Origin of the sequence: Cryobacterium sp. TMT2-4 (assembly GCF_004402575.1) — a bacterium.
Lineage (GTDB): Bacteria > Actinomycetota > Actinomycetes > Actinomycetales > Microbacteriaceae > Cryobacterium > Cryobacterium sandaracinum.
The window spans coordinates 124,290-137,685 of the sequence record NZ_SOGE01000006.1; the positions used below are offsets into that span (position 1 = coordinate 124,290).

The 13,396-nt window shown below is 70.1% G+C and carries 12 protein-coding genes; 6 read left to right on the forward strand and 6 right to left on the reverse strand.

The features are described 5' to 3' along the window. Nucleotides 1-7 precede the first annotated feature (7 nt). The 5 genes from E3O54_RS02010 to E3O54_RS02030 all read right to left on the reverse strand — a co-directional run bounded on the left by E3O54_RS02010 (nt 8) and on the right by E3O54_RS02030 (nt 4,627). Nucleotides 8-958: a respiratory chain complex I subunit 1 family protein gene (locus tag E3O54_RS02010; protein ID WP_104101118.1), complete on the reverse strand. Its 951-nt coding sequence runs from the start codon at nt 956-958 to the stop codon at nt 8-10. Further along, nucleotides 955-2,973 carry a proton-conducting transporter membrane subunit gene (locus E3O54_RS02015; protein WP_134400829.1) on the reverse strand — a complete coding sequence of 673 codons (2,019 nt, stop codon included), beginning with the start codon at nt 2,971-2,973 and terminating at the stop codon, nt 955-957. The genes E3O54_RS02010 and E3O54_RS02015 overlap by 4 nt, the downstream gene beginning before the upstream one ends. Beyond that, a complete protein-coding gene (locus tag E3O54_RS02020) occupies nt 2,970-3,449 on the reverse strand; it encodes an NADH-quinone oxidoreductase subunit B family protein (protein WP_198411414.1) in 480 nt (159 codons plus the stop codon). Before E3O54_RS02020 ends, E3O54_RS02015 begins: the two co-directional genes overlap by 4 nt. Before the next feature lie 81 nt (nt 3,450-3,530). After that, nucleotides 3,531-4,163 carry an LON peptidase substrate-binding domain-containing protein gene (locus E3O54_RS02025; RefSeq protein ID WP_241976718.1) on the reverse strand — a complete coding sequence of 211 codons (633 nt, stop codon included), beginning with the start codon at nt 4,161-4,163 and terminating at the stop codon, nt 3,531-3,533. Continuing rightward, entirely contained in the window at nt 4,160-4,627 is a 468-nt protein-coding gene (locus E3O54_RS02030; RefSeq protein WP_104101121.1) for an Lrp/AsnC family transcriptional regulator, read from the reverse strand. Before E3O54_RS02030 ends, E3O54_RS02025 begins: the two co-directional genes overlap by 4 nt. Nucleotides 4,628-4,760: 133 nt before the next feature. Here E3O54_RS02030 and pdhA point away from each other — a divergent pair, with 133 nt between their 5' ends. From pdhA to E3O54_RS02050, 4 genes are all read left to right on the forward strand, one after another. Beyond that, nucleotides 4,761-5,870: a pyruvate dehydrogenase (acetyl-transferring) E1 component subunit alpha gene (gene pdhA / locus E3O54_RS02035; RefSeq protein WP_104101122.1), complete on the forward strand. Its 1,110-nt coding sequence runs from the start codon at nt 4,761-4,763 to the stop codon at nt 5,868-5,870. Further along, entirely contained in the window at nt 5,870-6,964 is a 1,095-nt protein-coding gene (locus E3O54_RS02040; RefSeq protein ID WP_104101123.1) for an alpha-ketoacid dehydrogenase subunit beta, read from the forward strand. The genes pdhA and E3O54_RS02040 overlap by 1 nt, the downstream gene beginning before the upstream one ends. Further along, nucleotides 6,961-8,442, forward strand: a complete 1,482-nt coding sequence (locus E3O54_RS02045) for a dihydrolipoamide acetyltransferase family protein (protein WP_134400830.1) — start codon at nt 6,961-6,963, stop codon at nt 8,440-8,442. The genes E3O54_RS02040 and E3O54_RS02045 overlap by 4 nt, the downstream gene beginning before the upstream one ends. A gap of 185 nt (nt 8,443-8,627) precedes the next feature. Continuing rightward, a complete protein-coding gene (locus E3O54_RS02050) occupies nt 8,628-9,290 on the forward strand; it encodes a VOC family protein (RefSeq protein ID WP_104101125.1) in 663 nt (220 codons plus the stop codon). A gap of 206 nt (nt 9,291-9,496) precedes the next feature. Here the strand turns inward: E3O54_RS02050 and E3O54_RS02055 are convergent, their stop codons facing one another. Continuing rightward, nucleotides 9,497-10,108 carry a TetR/AcrR family transcriptional regulator gene (locus tag E3O54_RS02055; RefSeq protein ID WP_134374595.1) on the reverse strand — a complete coding sequence of 204 codons (612 nt, stop codon included), beginning with the start codon at nt 10,106-10,108 and terminating at the stop codon, nt 9,497-9,499. 121 nt (nt 10,109-10,229) lie between these two features. Between E3O54_RS02055 and E3O54_RS02060 the strand changes: the two genes are divergently transcribed. Further along, a complete protein-coding gene (locus E3O54_RS02060) occupies nt 10,230-11,837 on the forward strand; it encodes a carboxyl transferase domain-containing protein (protein ID WP_104101127.1) in 1,608 nt (535 codons plus the stop codon). Between the two features lie 8 nt (nt 11,838-11,845). Beyond that, nucleotides 11,846-13,396, forward strand: a 1,551-nt coding sequence (locus E3O54_RS02065; RefSeq protein WP_134400832.1) for an acetyl/propionyl/methylcrotonyl-CoA carboxylase subunit alpha, incomplete at its 3' end; no start/stop codon positions are given.

Consider the following 13,396-nt stretch of genomic DNA (forward strand, 5'->3'; position numbering starts at 1 on the left):
GATGCTCCTAAGCGACCAGGTAGGAAGCGGTGACAGCCAGCAGGCCGAGGGCGAACGACCCCGCCAGCAGCTCGGGCACGCGGAACAGCCGCGCCTTGGCCAGGAAGACCTCACCCACGCTGAGCACAACGCCCAGCAGCAGGATTTTCACGGTGACGGCGCCCACGCCGACTATCACGCCGAGCACCGAGAAGTCGGTCATGATTCCCCACGGCACGATCAGGTTGCTGAGCAGGCCGAGCAGGGCGGCCAGCTTGAGCCAGGAGCCGAGTTCGAGCCAGACCAGGTCGCGGCCGGAGGCCTCGAGCACCATGGCCTCGTGCAGCATGGTCACTTCGAGGTGGGTCGACGGGTTGTCGACCGGCAGACGGCTGGTCTCGGCCATGATGGCGATGGCCAGGGCGACCATGGCCAGCAGGCTGACCGGGGAGATGATCACGGCCGGATTCAGGAGCCGGGTCTCCACGATCAGCGAGAGGGTGGAGGTGCCGGCCGGGATGGAGAGCGCGTAGACCGCGAGCAGCAGGGTCGGCTCGACCAGAGCGGCGACGGTCATGTGACGGCTGGAACCCATTCCGCCGAACGCGGTGCCGGCGTCGAGGCCGACCAGGGCCAGGGCCACCACGCCGACCAGCATGATGGAGACGATCACGAACAGGTCGCTGGGGATGAGCGGCAGCGGCAGGGTGCCGACCAGCGGCAGCAGTGCGCAGAGCAGCAGGCTGGAGACCAGGAGGGTGACCGGACCGGCCGCGAGCATCCAGCTGCTGTCGGCGGCGCGCACCGGGTTCTTCGCCAGGAGCTTGCGCACATCGCGCCACGGCTGCCAGATGCCGGAACCGGCCCGGCCTTCGAGAAGGGCCCGCACCTGGCGGATCACGCCGATCAGGAGGGGGGCGAGGAACACGAACAGCACCAGCTGAACCAGGGCGATGATGATCGCCGCGGCGCCGGTCACAGGGACACCACGATCAGAACGGAAAGCAGGGCGACGAAGGAATAGGACAGGTAGCGATGGATACTGCCGTTCTGCGCGCGTCGGGCCAGAATGCCGAACCGTTGCATGAGGTTCAGCACCGGGCGGTAGAGCCGGGTCTCGACCACGTCGGACACGGTCTGTTCCACGTGGACGCGTTCCACCAGGTAGCGGGATTCACCCACGTGGGTGACCTCCACGTCGCGGGTGGGCCGGAGCACGTCGTCGAAGACGCGCACCAGCGGCTCGGCATACGAGGTGGCCGTGTACTGCATCCGCGGCCGCAGCCGTGACCCGCCGCCGGCCCAGGGGAGCGGCGAGGTACGGGTGGGGTGGCGCCGGGCGGAAATAAACAGCGTGATCAGCACGGGCGCGAGCAGCAGGCCGGCCAGCACGATGAAGGTGGTGGGGTCGAGTACGGCGTCAATGCCGCGGGCGTCCAGGCCGGCGAGGCCGATGGTGCGCACGTCGGGGGCGAACGCCGGGCCCACGGCCGAGCCGATGGCCACGGCGAGCGGGCCCGGTAGCAGGCCGAGCCCGACCACGAGGAGGGCGCCGAGCACGAGCGGGATGCGCATGATGACGGGCACCTCGTCGGCCAGTGCGGCCTTCCGGGAGCGCGGGCGGGCCAGGAAGGCGATCCCGTAGGCCTTGACGAAGGTGAGCAGGGCCAGCCCGGCGGTCAGGGCGATCACGGCGACCGCGAGTGGCATGGCCACGGATGCCGCGACGGAGACGACCTCCCCGTCGACCCGTGAACCGTGGATCAGAGCCTGCAGCAGCATCCACTCGGCGACGAACCCGCTCGTGACGGGCAGGGCCGCGGCGCCCATGGCGGCCCCGCCGAACGCGGCGGCGGTCCAGGGCATCCGGCTGCCGAGGCCGCCGAGCCGGTCGAGATTCATCTCGCCGGCCGCGCGGGCCACGGCGCCGGCCCCGAGGAACAGGGTGGACTTGAACGCGGAGTGGCTGAGCATCAGCAGCAGGGCGGCGACAAGGGCCGCGTCGGCCGCGGCAGCTGCGTTGTCGGCGCGCAGCAAAACGGATGCCCCGAGCCCCAGGAACACCAGCCCCATGTTCTCGGTCGTGGAGTAGGCAAGCAGCACCTTGAGGTTGCTCGCCACGGAGGCCTGCAGAATCCCGTAGAGCGCGGACACCCCGCCGAGCACCATGATCAGCACTCCCCACCAGGCCGGGCCGTTCGGCAGCAGCCGTACGACGACGAGGAGTGCGCCGTAGACGCCGATGTTGACCATCGCGCCGCTCATCGCTGCGGCGACGTGGCCGGGGGCCTCGGGCAGCACCCGCGGAACCCAGACGTGCAGGGGCACGAGCTCAGCCTTGCCGCCGAAGCCGAGCAGCAGCAGCAGGAAGGCCACGCTCGCCTGCCAGGTGAAGGGATCGATGGTGGCGAGGTCGGCGAACCCGGTGCCGCCGGCCAGGCCGGCGAGCATGGCGAAGCCGGCCAGCACGAAGAAGAAGCTCAGCTGCGACATCGCCGAGTACCAGACCAGGGCGGAGGCGACCGTGCCGCGGGTGGCGTGGTGGGCCAGCAGTAGCGCCGTGGAGCCGAGCGTCATGATCTCTAAGAACAACAGGAACGACACCACGTCGGTTGTGGCCGGCACGAGCTGCATGCCGGAGAGGAACACGGCCATCGACAGCCACGAGGTGCGCGAGGCCGAGGCCACGCGGGCCGAGCCGATCCCGAACAGGGAGGCGAGCACGCCGACGACGGAGACGACCACCATGACCAGTCCGCCGAGGCGGTCGGGGGAGAGCACGAGCGGGTCCATCGGCAGGGCGGTGGGGATGTTCAGCGACCCGGTGCCGCCGGAGAGCGCGATCGCACCGGTGACGACGCCGGCCACGGCGAGCAGGGTGCAGAAGAATCCGCTGACCCGCGAGCGCCATGAAGTGGGTGTGAGCAGGGCCGCGGCGATGGCGACCACGAGCAGCAGGGTCTGGCCGAGCAGGCCGGCTTCGAGGGCGGTCATCGACCGGTCATCCGGCGCAGTGCTTCGACGATGACGGCCGGCTCGGGCGGGTTGCCCGGCACGGACAGGTCGACGTGCACGAAGTCCGACACCGGCCCGGCCACGCCGTAACCCTCGGCGAAGACGCCGCCGGTGATGGCGCAGTCGCCGACCGCGATCACGAAGCGGGGGGTCGGCGTGGCGTCAATGGTGCGGCGCATCGGCTCGATCAGGTTGCGGGTCACGGCACCCGTGATCACGAGCACGTCGGCGTGACGCGGCGACGCGACCAGACGGATGCCGTAGCGTTCGACGTCGTAGACCGGGCCGAACGCGCTCTGCACCTCCATCGCGCAGTCGTTGCAGCTGCCGGCGTTGATGAAGCGCACCTGCACGCTGCCGCCGAAGACCTCGGCGCCGGGGAACAGGGCCGGGGCCGGTGGGGCCGCTTCGGCGATGCGGCCACTGGTTCGGATAAGGTTCAGGAGTCGTTTCACGCTCAACTCAGGCTCCGTGTGGCACGATACATCATTACTTCTTTATATACCTATATGATGAATTTATCAAATAGATTGGGGTTATTCTTCGGGCCAGGGCGCGCTGAGGGAGTCCACGGCTTCCTGGGTGTACTCGATCACCGCCGTGAGGAGCTGCTCCATCGAGGTGGACCGCAGCAGTTCGATCTGGTCCAGCGGGCCCAGCGGGGCGATGCCGGCGATCTGCCAGGCGGCCGCCGTCGGATCCCGGGACAGCTCCACCGTCGAGGGCCAGAGCTGGTCGGCGAATTCGCTTGCGAGGGCCAGGGCGCGTCGCACGGCCTGCTCGGCCCGGTCCCGCAGTGGCAGCAGGTCGTCGTCCCAGTCCAGCTCGGCAAGGTCGCGCACCGCGGCCTGGGGGTGCGGGTCTTCGGTCAGCCAGTCGATGACCTCGACCCGGCGTTCGCCCTGGGCGGTCACCCCGACGAATCCCTCGGAGGCCTCAAGTTCGGTGATCTGGGCCACGGTCCCGTAGTGGAACCGCCGCTCGCCGCCGCCGACCTCCTGGCCGCGTTCGATCAGCACCACGCCGAACTCGGCCGGCTCCTCTTTGAGGATGCGCGACAGCATGACCAGGTAGCGGTCCTCGAACACCCGCAGCTGCAGCGGCATATAGGGGAACAGCACCGACCCGAGCGGGAACATCGGCAGGGACGTCACCGGCAGCGCGGTCATGGGCGGGTACGCTCCAGCAGCGGGGTGATCCGGTAGGGGATCAGCTCGCCCATGGCCAGGGACGTCTCGGTGCGATCGACACCCTCGCAGGCGAGGATGGTGCCGTCGATGCGGAACAGGTCGTCGGCATCCGCGCACACCACGCGCACCAGGATGTCGGTCGCCCCGCTCATGCCGTGCGCCTGCACGATTTGCGGAATGCGGGCGAGCTCGGCCACGATCTGGGCGAGGCGTTTCTGCTGCACGTGCACCTCGATGAAGGCCGTCAGCGGATAGCCCAGCGCGACCGGGTTGATGCGGCGGTCGAAGGAGAGGAACGCGTTCGACTCCTCAAGCCTGGCCATGCGCGCCTGCACCGTGTTGCGGGAGAGGCGCAGCTGCTGGGCGAGCGCCACGAACGTGCTGCGCGGTTCGGCGCATAGAGCGCGGAGCAACTGTAAGTCGACTTTGTCCAGACTGTGCATACTGCTCGAAGGTAGCAGGCAGGGTGCCCCATGAATAGGGCAAATTGCTCAAAATTCATTGTCATGGTTGTGCTCCGTGTCGCGGAATCGTACGCTCTCAACAACTTCGGCAACGACGCTGGGAGCGCATCTGATGCACACTGTCCACACCGGGGAGACCCCCGACATTCTTCTGCAGCTGCTGAGCCCCGAGGGGATGCGGCTGGCCGACGCCGATCTGGATCCCTGGGTCGCGGAGGTGACCGGGGCCGACCTCGCGGCGCTTTACCAGGACATGGTGGTGGTGCGCCGCATCGACGCCGAGGCCACGGCGCTGCAGCGTCAGGGAGAGCTGGGGCTCTGGCCGCCGTTGCTCGGCCAGGAGGCCGCGCAGATCGGCTCGGGCCGCGCGCTCCGCGCCGACGACTTCGTCTTCTCCAGCTACCGTGAGAACGCCGTCGCCTGGTGCCGGGGCATAGCGCCCACCGACATCCTCCGGGTGTGGCGCGGCACCGCGCAATCCGGCTGGGACCCGCTGGTGTACCGAATGGCGACGCCCAGCATCATCATCGGGGCGCAGACCCTGCACGCCACGGGCTGGGCGATGGGAGCCGTGTTCGACGGCGCGGACTCGGTGGCCGTGGCCTACTTCGGCGACGGCGCGACCAGCGAGGGCGACGTCAGCGAGGCGCTCGTGTTCGCGGCGAGCTTTCAGGCGCCGGTGGTCTTCTTCTGCCAGAACAACCACTGGGCCATCTCCGAGCCGGTCGGACTGCAGACCCGCTTCGGCATCGCCGGCCGGGCCCCCGGGTTCGGCATTCCCAGCCTCCGAATCGACGGCAACGACGTCCTGGCCGTGATGGCCGCGACCCGGCTGGCCCTGAACCGGGCCCGCACCGGGGGAGGCCCCACCTTCATCGAAGCCGTCACCTACCGGATGGGCCCGCACACGACCGCGGATGACCCCACTCGCTACCGGCCGGCGGCCGAACTCGAGGAGTGGGCGAAGAAAGACCCGATCCTGCGACTGCGACGGCTGCTCGACTCTCTCGGCCTGTTCACCCCTGAGCTGGAGTCTGAGACCCAGGCTCTGGCCGACGCCACGGCCGCCGAGCTGCGCGCCGGCTGCATCGGCCTGCCTGACCCGGAGCCGTTGACCGTGCTCGCCAACGTCTACGCCACCCCGCACGCCGGGGTCGACCGCCAGCGTGCGGAGTACGCGGCCTACCTGGCGAGCTTCGAGCCGACCGGAGGGAAGGTCTGATGTCAATCGAAACCATCCGGAGTGCTCCGGCTACACGCGCGAACGGCTCGACGCCGGTGCCTGCGACGCCGGTGCCTGTGACGCCGGTGTCGCCGATCGAGGCGGCGCTGACGGACACGAAGACCCTGACCCTGGCCAAGGCGATCAACGCCGGGCTGCGCCAGTCCATGCTCGACGACCCGAAGGTGGTGCTCCTCGGCGAGGATATCGGCGCCCTCGGCGGCGTGTTCCGGGTGACCATCGACCTGCTCGCCGAGTTCGGGCCGAACCGGGTCGTCGACACCCCACTGGCCGAGTCCGCCATCATCGGCACCGCGGTGGGGCTGGCGTACCGCGGCTACCGCCCGGTCTGCGAGATCCAGTTCGACGGCTTTATCTTCCCCGGATTCGACCAGATCGTCAGCCAGGTGGCCCGGTTCCACTACCGCACCCAGGGGGCCCTGCGCATGCCCATTACCATTCGGGTGCCGTTCGGCGGCGGCATCGGCGCCGCCGAGCACCACTCCGAATCGCCCGAGGCCTACTTCACGCACACCTCGGGCCTGCGCGTGATCGCGGTCTCGAACCCGCAGGACGCCTACAGCCTGATCCGCCAGGCGATCGCCTCCGACGACCCGGTCCTCTTCTTCGAGCCCAAACGCCGCTACCACGTTGCCGGCCCGGTGACCCCGCAACTCGGCGAGCCCTTCGAGAGTGCCCGGGTCGTGGCCGCCGGCACCGACGTCACGCTGATTGCCTACGGAGCGCTGGTGACCACGGCGACGGATGCCGCGCTCGCCGCCGCCGACGAGGGCATCTCGGTCGAAGTCATCGACCTGCGCTCGCTCTCGCCCATCGACTACGCCGCCGTCGAGGCATCCGTTCGCAAAACCGGCCGGCTCGTCGTCACTCACGAGGCCGCCCGCTCGGGCGGGCTGGGTGGCGAGATCATCGCCGAGGTCACCGAGCGCTGCTTCGACTACCTCGAGGCCGCACCGGTGCGGGTCACCGGCTTCGACATCCCGTACCCGGCGGCGAAGTTGGAGAGCCACCACCTGCCCGACCTCGACCGCATGCTCGATGGGGTCGACCGAGTGCTGGGACGACGACGATGATCAAGGTTTTCAGGTTGCCCGACCTCGGCGAGGGGTTGACCGAATCGGAGATCGTTGCCTGGCGGGTCGCGCCCGGCGACACGGTGACGCTCAACCAGCTCATCGCCGAGGTCGAGACGGCCAAGGCCGTCGTCGAGTTGCCGTCGCCCTTCGCGGGTGTGGTCGCCGAACTCCACCAGCAGCCCGGCACCACCGTGCACGTGGGTGACCCGATCGTCTCCTTCGAGGTCGCCGGCGCCGAGCCTCCCTCAGTTCCTTCGGCCGCTTCTCCCGCCGATGCGGCTTCTGCGCCTCCTGCTGGTCCTACGGCTCCTGCTGGCGAGCCCGAACGGCTGGCCGTGCTCGTGGGGTACGGCGCAGCGGTCGAGCGTGGCGGGCGGCCGCAGCGACGGGCCCGCGCGGGGGCGACGGATACGCCGGGCCGGGCCGGGGTCTCTACTCCGGCAGCGAGGTCGACGTCGGCGCCTGCCTCGACGTCGGCGCCTGCCTCGACGTCGGCGCCGGCCTCAACGTCGGCCGCGTCACCCGCGGCTCGGGAGGTGCCGGCTACCGGGGAGCGCCCGCGGTCCACGCCGCCGGTGCGCGCGCTGGCTCGCACACTGGGCGTCGACCTGACCCAGGTGACCGGGACCGGTCCGACGGGCTTCATCATCCGGGAGGACGTGGCGGCGTACGCCGCCCCCGCAGCCCTCGGCGTCTGCCACACACCGAACGAACCGGGACTCGAGCTCGGGCGCGCCGAACCGGATGACCGGCCCCCGGCATCCGTGCCCCGTGCCCGAGAAACCCGCAGCCCGATCCGGAGTGTGCGCAAGCAGACCGCCGCCGCCATGGTGCAGAGCGCCTTCACCGCGCCGCACGCCACGGAGTTCCTGACCGTGGATGTGACGCCGACGATCGAGCTGATCGACGCGCTGAAACGCGACCGGGGGTTCGCCGACGCGCGCATCGGCGTCCTTGCCGTGGTCGCGAAGGCGCTCTGCCTCGCCGTCGCCCGCACGCCCGAGGTCAACACCCGCTGGGACGAGGCGGCCGGCGAGATCGTGCAGTTCCATTACGTGAACCTCGGCATCGCCGCCGCCACGCCGCGCGGGCTGATCGTGCCCAACATCCCGGATGCCGACCGGCTGGCTCTCGCCGACCTCGCCGCGGCGCTCGCCGCGCTGACCAGCGCCGGCCGGGCGGGAGCGACCAACCCGGCCGCCCTGCACGGCGGCACGATCTCGATAACCAACATCGGCTCGTTCGGCATCGATGCGGGCACGCCGATCCTGCCTCCGGGGGAGGCCGTGATCCTCGCGCTGGGAGCGATTGCGCCGCGGCCGTGGGAGTATCGCGGCGAGGTCGCGCTGCGGCAGGTGGTCACTCTCAGCGTCGCCTTCGACCACCGTCTCGTCGACGGAGAGCAGGCGGCCCGGTTCCTGACCGACGTCGCCGGCATCCTCGCCAACCCCGCGCGCGCCCTCGCCCTCCTCTAGGAGTCAGTGGTCAGCCCCTAACGAATTCGACGGAGATTTTGCTCCCACAGCCCGAAATGCGGGTAAAGACGGGCATTTTTCCAAGAATCTCCGTCGAATTGGTTCGCAGCCTGCGGGAGCCGGCCGGCAACGGATGCCCCCGAGCGCGCCTTGACGGGGCTCGGACCGCGCAGCAGAGTGGGGGGATGAAATCACCGGGCACCCTCCTCACCCCTCTCGACACCGAGTCCGTGCTCGCCGGCGGAGCCTTCGTCCACCTCGACGGCGCCCTGCACGGCTCGTTCACGACCCGGGACTTCGCCTCGGCTGTGCGCCTGGTCGACCAGGTTGCCGAGGCGGCGGATGCGATGAATCACCACCCCGACGTGCGGCTCGGCTACGGCCAAGTCGGCTTCCGCCTTTCGTCCCACGACGCCGGCGGCGTGACCGACCGCGACCTGCGGCTTGCGCTGCGCATCCAGGAACTCGCGGATGCGCAGGGCGCCGACCGTGCGCCGGTGCGGCCGGCCCGCTACGACGTGGCGATCGACTGCACCGACGCCGAAGCGATCCGGCCGTTCTGGCGGGTGGGTCTCGGCTACGTGGAGGTCGACAGCGAGGGCGAGATCGAACTCGTCGATCCACACGGCCAGGGCCCGCGGGTCTGGTTCCAGACGATGGATATTGCTCGCACCGAGCGCAACCGCATCCACCTCGACGTGTATCTGCCCACGATCGACGCCGAGTCCCGGGTGCAGGACGTCATCGCCGCCGGCGGTGATCTCCTCACCGACGAGCACGCCCCCGACTGGTGGGTCCTGGCCGACCCTGAGGGCAACGAGCTCTGCGTCTGCACCACCGTTTCCTGAGCTGGCGACTGAGCCGTCTCCTGAGCCGGCGAATATACTCGTCTGATGGCTCGTCGACCGGTCGTGGACTGAGCCGCTAAGCCCCGGCTACCGCCGAGATCGACACTTCCGGTCGAGGTCGACAGACACACCGGTTGATCTTGACCAGAACGGTCGACGTCGACGGATGCCCGGCTCACGCCGGCGCGAGCCCCCGCCCGCGAGGCTTAGGCGGGCGCGAGCCCCCCGGCCCCGAGCGCCGCGAGCGCCATCTCCTCGAGCAGCGGGCGCACCTTGCCGCTCGGCGACGCCGGCAGCGTGTGCGGGGTCGAGTTCAGTAGTCCGAACGTCGCCTGGGCACGGATGCGCAGCAGCTGCGCATCAACCTCGGGGTGCACTTGCCCGAGCACGCTCACCCACAGCTCCACGTAGGTGCGCTGCAGGGCGCGCACCTGGTGCCGGTCCGGGGCGGCGAGGCTGTCCAGGTCCCGGTCCTGCACGCGGATGACGTTCGGATGCGAGAGGGCGAAGTCCGTGTGGAAGCGCACCAGCGCGTGGAGTGCGCCCGCGGCATCCGGAGCGCCCGCGACCACGGCCTGCCCGCTCGCCACCAGCGTCTCGCTGACCTCCACCAGCAGCGCGGCCAGCACGGCCGGCTTGCCGCTGAAGTGCCGGTAGACGGCCGGTCCGCTCACGCCGACGGCCGCGCCGAGGTCCTCGATCGACACCCCGTTGTAGCCCGACCGGGCGAACAGCGTGGCGGCGGCCCCGAGCAGTGCCTGCCGCCGGTCGGCCTTGGCCTGGCTCCGAGCCGTCGGCGAGGACGGGAGGATTCCCATTCGGTGCTCCGTTCACGCGGAAACTCTGGACAACTCAGTTATGAACCGCTAACCTGACTTTCGGTTAGTGCACGCTAACTGTACCGGCTGAACACTCAAGCGGGAAAGCGGGAAGTCGTCGATGGAGACACTCGCGAGTCTGATCGACTCGACCAGTCCGGCCTTCGACGCGAACGCCACCGCCCACCGCGAGCTCGTCGCCGACCTGCGCCGCCGCCTCGCCGTCGTCGCCCTCGGCGGTCCCGAGGCCTCCCGCCAGCGCCACCTCGCCCGTGGCAAACTGCTGCCGCGCGAACGCATCGACCGGCTGCTGGATGCCGGCAGCCCCTTCCTCGAGATCGCGCCCCTGGCCGCCACCGGACTCTACGGCGACGACAGCCCCGGTGCCGGCCTGATCGCCGGGATCGGGCTGATCCACGGCCGCCACGTGCTCGTCATCTCCAACGACGCCACCGTCAAGGGCGGAACCTACTACCCGATGACGGTCAAGAAGCACCTCCGGGCGCAGGAGATCGCATTCGAGAACCGGCTCCCGTGCGTCTACCTGGTCGATTCGGGCGGGGCCTTTCTGCCGCTGCAGGACGAGGTCTTCCCCGACCGTGACCACTTCGGCCGCATCTTCTACAACCAGGCCCGGATGTCGGCGGCCAAGATCCCGCAGATCGCCGCCGTGCTGGGATCCTGCACCGCGGGCGGCGCCTACGTGCCGGCGATGAGCGACGAAACCGTGATCGTGCGGAACCAGGGAACAATTTTCCTCGGCGGCCCGCCGCTGGTGAAGGCCGCGATCGGCGAAATCGTCACGGCCGAGGAGCTCGGCGGCGGTGACCTGCATGCCCGCACCTCCGGGGTGACCGACCACCTCGCCGAGGACGACGAGCACGCACTCCAGATCGTGCGCGACATCGTGCGTTACCTGCCCGCGCCTCCGCCGCCGGCCTGGCCGCGGCTGCCGGCCGTCGACCCCGTAGCCGACCCGGCCGAGCTCTACGGCGCGGTGCCGACCGACCCGCAGGGCCGCTACGACGTGCACGAGGTGATCATGCGTCTGGTTGACGGCAGCGAGTTCCATGAGTTCAAGAAGGAGTACGGTACGACCCTGGTCACCGGCTTCGCGCATCTGCATGGCCATCCTGTCGGCATCATCGCCAACAACGGTGTGCTGTTCTCCGAATCCGCCCTCAAAGGGGCACACTTCATCGAGCTGTGCGATCAGCGCGGCATCCCGCTGCTGTTCCTGCAGAACATCTCCGGTTTCATGGTCGGCCGCGACTATGAGGCCGGCGGCATCGCCAAGAACGGCGCGAAAATGGTCACCGCCGTCGCCACCGCGCGCGTGCCCAAGCTCACGGTCGTGATCGGCGGGTCGTTCGGCGCCGGCAACTATTCCATGTGCGGCCGCGCCTACTCGCCCCGCTTCCTCTGGATGTGGCCGAACAGCCGCATCTCCGTGATGGGCGGCCCGCAGGCCGCATCCGTTCTCGTCACCGTCAAACGCGAGCAGCGGGAGAAGGCCGGCCTGCCCTGGTCGACGGATGCCGCGGAGGAGGTCACCGCGCCCGTCACCGCCCAATACGAGCGGCAGGGCAGCCCCTACTATTCGACCGCCCGGCTCTGGGACGACGGGGTGATCGACCCGGCCGACACCCGCACCGTGCTGGGCCTGGCCCTCGACGTCGTTTCCGGGCCACCCCTGCCTGAGACCGCTTTCGGCCTCTTCCGGATGTGAGGCGCACCATGACACCGAACGCACCGACACCGAACGCACCGAAACCGAACGCACTGACACCGCGCTTGACACTCTTCGAGACCGTGCTGGTCGCCAACCGCGGCGAGATCGCCTGCCGCATCATCCGCACCCTGCGCACGATGGGCATCCGTTCGGTGGCCGTCTACAGCGACGCCGACCGTGATGCGCTGCACGTGAGCCTCGCGGACGCCGCGGTGCGCCTCGGCCCGGCCGCGCCCCAGGCGAGCTACCTGAACATCGACGCGATCCTGGCGGCCGCGGCGGCCACCGACGCCGACGCCGTGCATCCCGGCTACGGATTCCTCAGTGAGAACGAGGCCTTCGCCCGCGCCTGCGCCTCCGCCGGCCTCGTCTTCGTCGGACCGGGTCTGAACGCCCTTGCCGTGATGGGCGACAAGATCCGCGGCAAGAACCATGTCGCCGATAGCGGTGTGCCCGTCATTCCCGGGTTCTCCCGGCCCGGCCAGACCGACGACCAGCTCATCGCCGCCGCCGTGGAGGTGGGCTACCCGCTCCTGATCAAACCGTCCGCGGGCGGCGGCGGCAAGGGGATGCTGCGGGTCGACGCCGCGGGCGAGCTCGCCGCGGCGCTCGTCACGGCGCGGCGCGTGGCGCAGGGCGCGTTCGGCGACGACACGCTGCTGCTCGAGCGCTTCATCGATCAGCCCCGGCACATCGAGGTGCAGGTGCTCGCCGACGCTTCGGGCGCCGTGATCCATCTCGGTGAGCGCGAGTGCTCCCTGCAGCGCCGCCACCAGAAGGTGATCGAGGAGGCTCCGTCGCCGTTGCTCGACCCGGCCACGCGTGCACGCATCGGCGAGGCAGCCTGCCAGGCCGCCCGGAGCGTCGGCTACACCGGCGCCGGCACGGTGGAGTTCCTGGTCTCCGATGCGGCCCCGGACCAGTTCTTCTTCATGGAGATGAACACCCGGCTGCAGGTGGAGCACCCGGTGACCGAGCTGGTCACCGGCCTCGATCTGGTCGAGTGGCAGCTGCGCATCGCCGCGGGGGAACCGCTGCCGCTGACCCAGGCGGAGGTGGTGCTCACCGGGCACGCGATCGAGGCGCGCCTCTACGCCGAGAACCCGGCGCGCGGTTTTCTTCCCAGCCAGGGCACCGTGCGCAGCCTGTCCGAACCGGTCGGCGAGGGCATCCGGGTCGACAGCTCGCTGCGTCCGGGCCTGCCGATCTCGGGGGTCTACGACCCGATGCTCGCCAAGGTGATCGCCTGGGGTGCTGACCGCGCCGAGGCCCTCGCCCGCCTCGACCGGGCACTCGCCGACACCGTGGTGCTCGGGGTGCACACCAACGTGGAGTTTCTCCGGTTGCTGCTGCACAACCCCGACGTGCGTGCCGGCCGCCTCGATACCGGCCTGATCGAGCGCAGCCTGCCCGGTCTCGGACTCCGGGGGATGCCCGGGCAACCGCTGCCCGACCACCTGCCGGCCGCCGCGGCCCTGTTCCTGCACGCGCGCGCCACCGCCGCGGCCCGCACTGCCGCCGCGGGCGCCGACGCCGCGGGCACCGGCACGACGAGC

Excerpts from the sequence above, each read along its gene's own strand:
- E3O54_RS02015 (WP_134400829.1), bottom strand. The coding sequence starts at position 2,973 with ATGACCGCCCTCGAAGCCGGCCTGCTCGGCCAGACCCTGCTGCTCGTG.
- E3O54_RS02025 (WP_241976718.1), bottom strand. The coding sequence starts at position 4,163 with ATGACCGCGCTGCCGGTGACGTCCCTGCCGATGTTCCCGCTCGGGTCG.
- E3O54_RS02030 (WP_104101121.1), bottom strand. The coding sequence starts at position 4,627 with ATGCACAGTCTGGACAAAGTCGACTTACAGTTGCTCCGCGCTCTATGC.
- pdhA (WP_104101122.1), top strand. The coding sequence starts at position 4,761 with ATGCACACTGTCCACACCGGGGAGACCCCCGACATTCTTCTGCAGCTG.
- E3O54_RS02040 (WP_104101123.1), top strand. The coding sequence starts at position 5,870 with ATGTCAATCGAAACCATCCGGAGTGCTCCGGCTACACGCGCGAACGGC.
- E3O54_RS02045 (WP_134400830.1), top strand. The coding sequence starts at position 6,961 with ATGATCAAGGTTTTCAGGTTGCCCGACCTCGGCGAGGGGTTGACCGAA.
- E3O54_RS02050 (WP_104101125.1), top strand. The coding sequence starts at position 8,628 with ATGAAATCACCGGGCACCCTCCTCACCCCTCTCGACACCGAGTCCGTG.
- E3O54_RS02055 (WP_134374595.1), bottom strand. The coding sequence starts at position 10,108 with ATGGGAATCCTCCCGTCCTCGCCGACGGCTCGGAGCCAGGCCAAGGCC.
- E3O54_RS02060 (WP_104101127.1), top strand. The coding sequence starts at position 10,230 with ATGGAGACACTCGCGAGTCTGATCGACTCGACCAGTCCGGCCTTCGAC.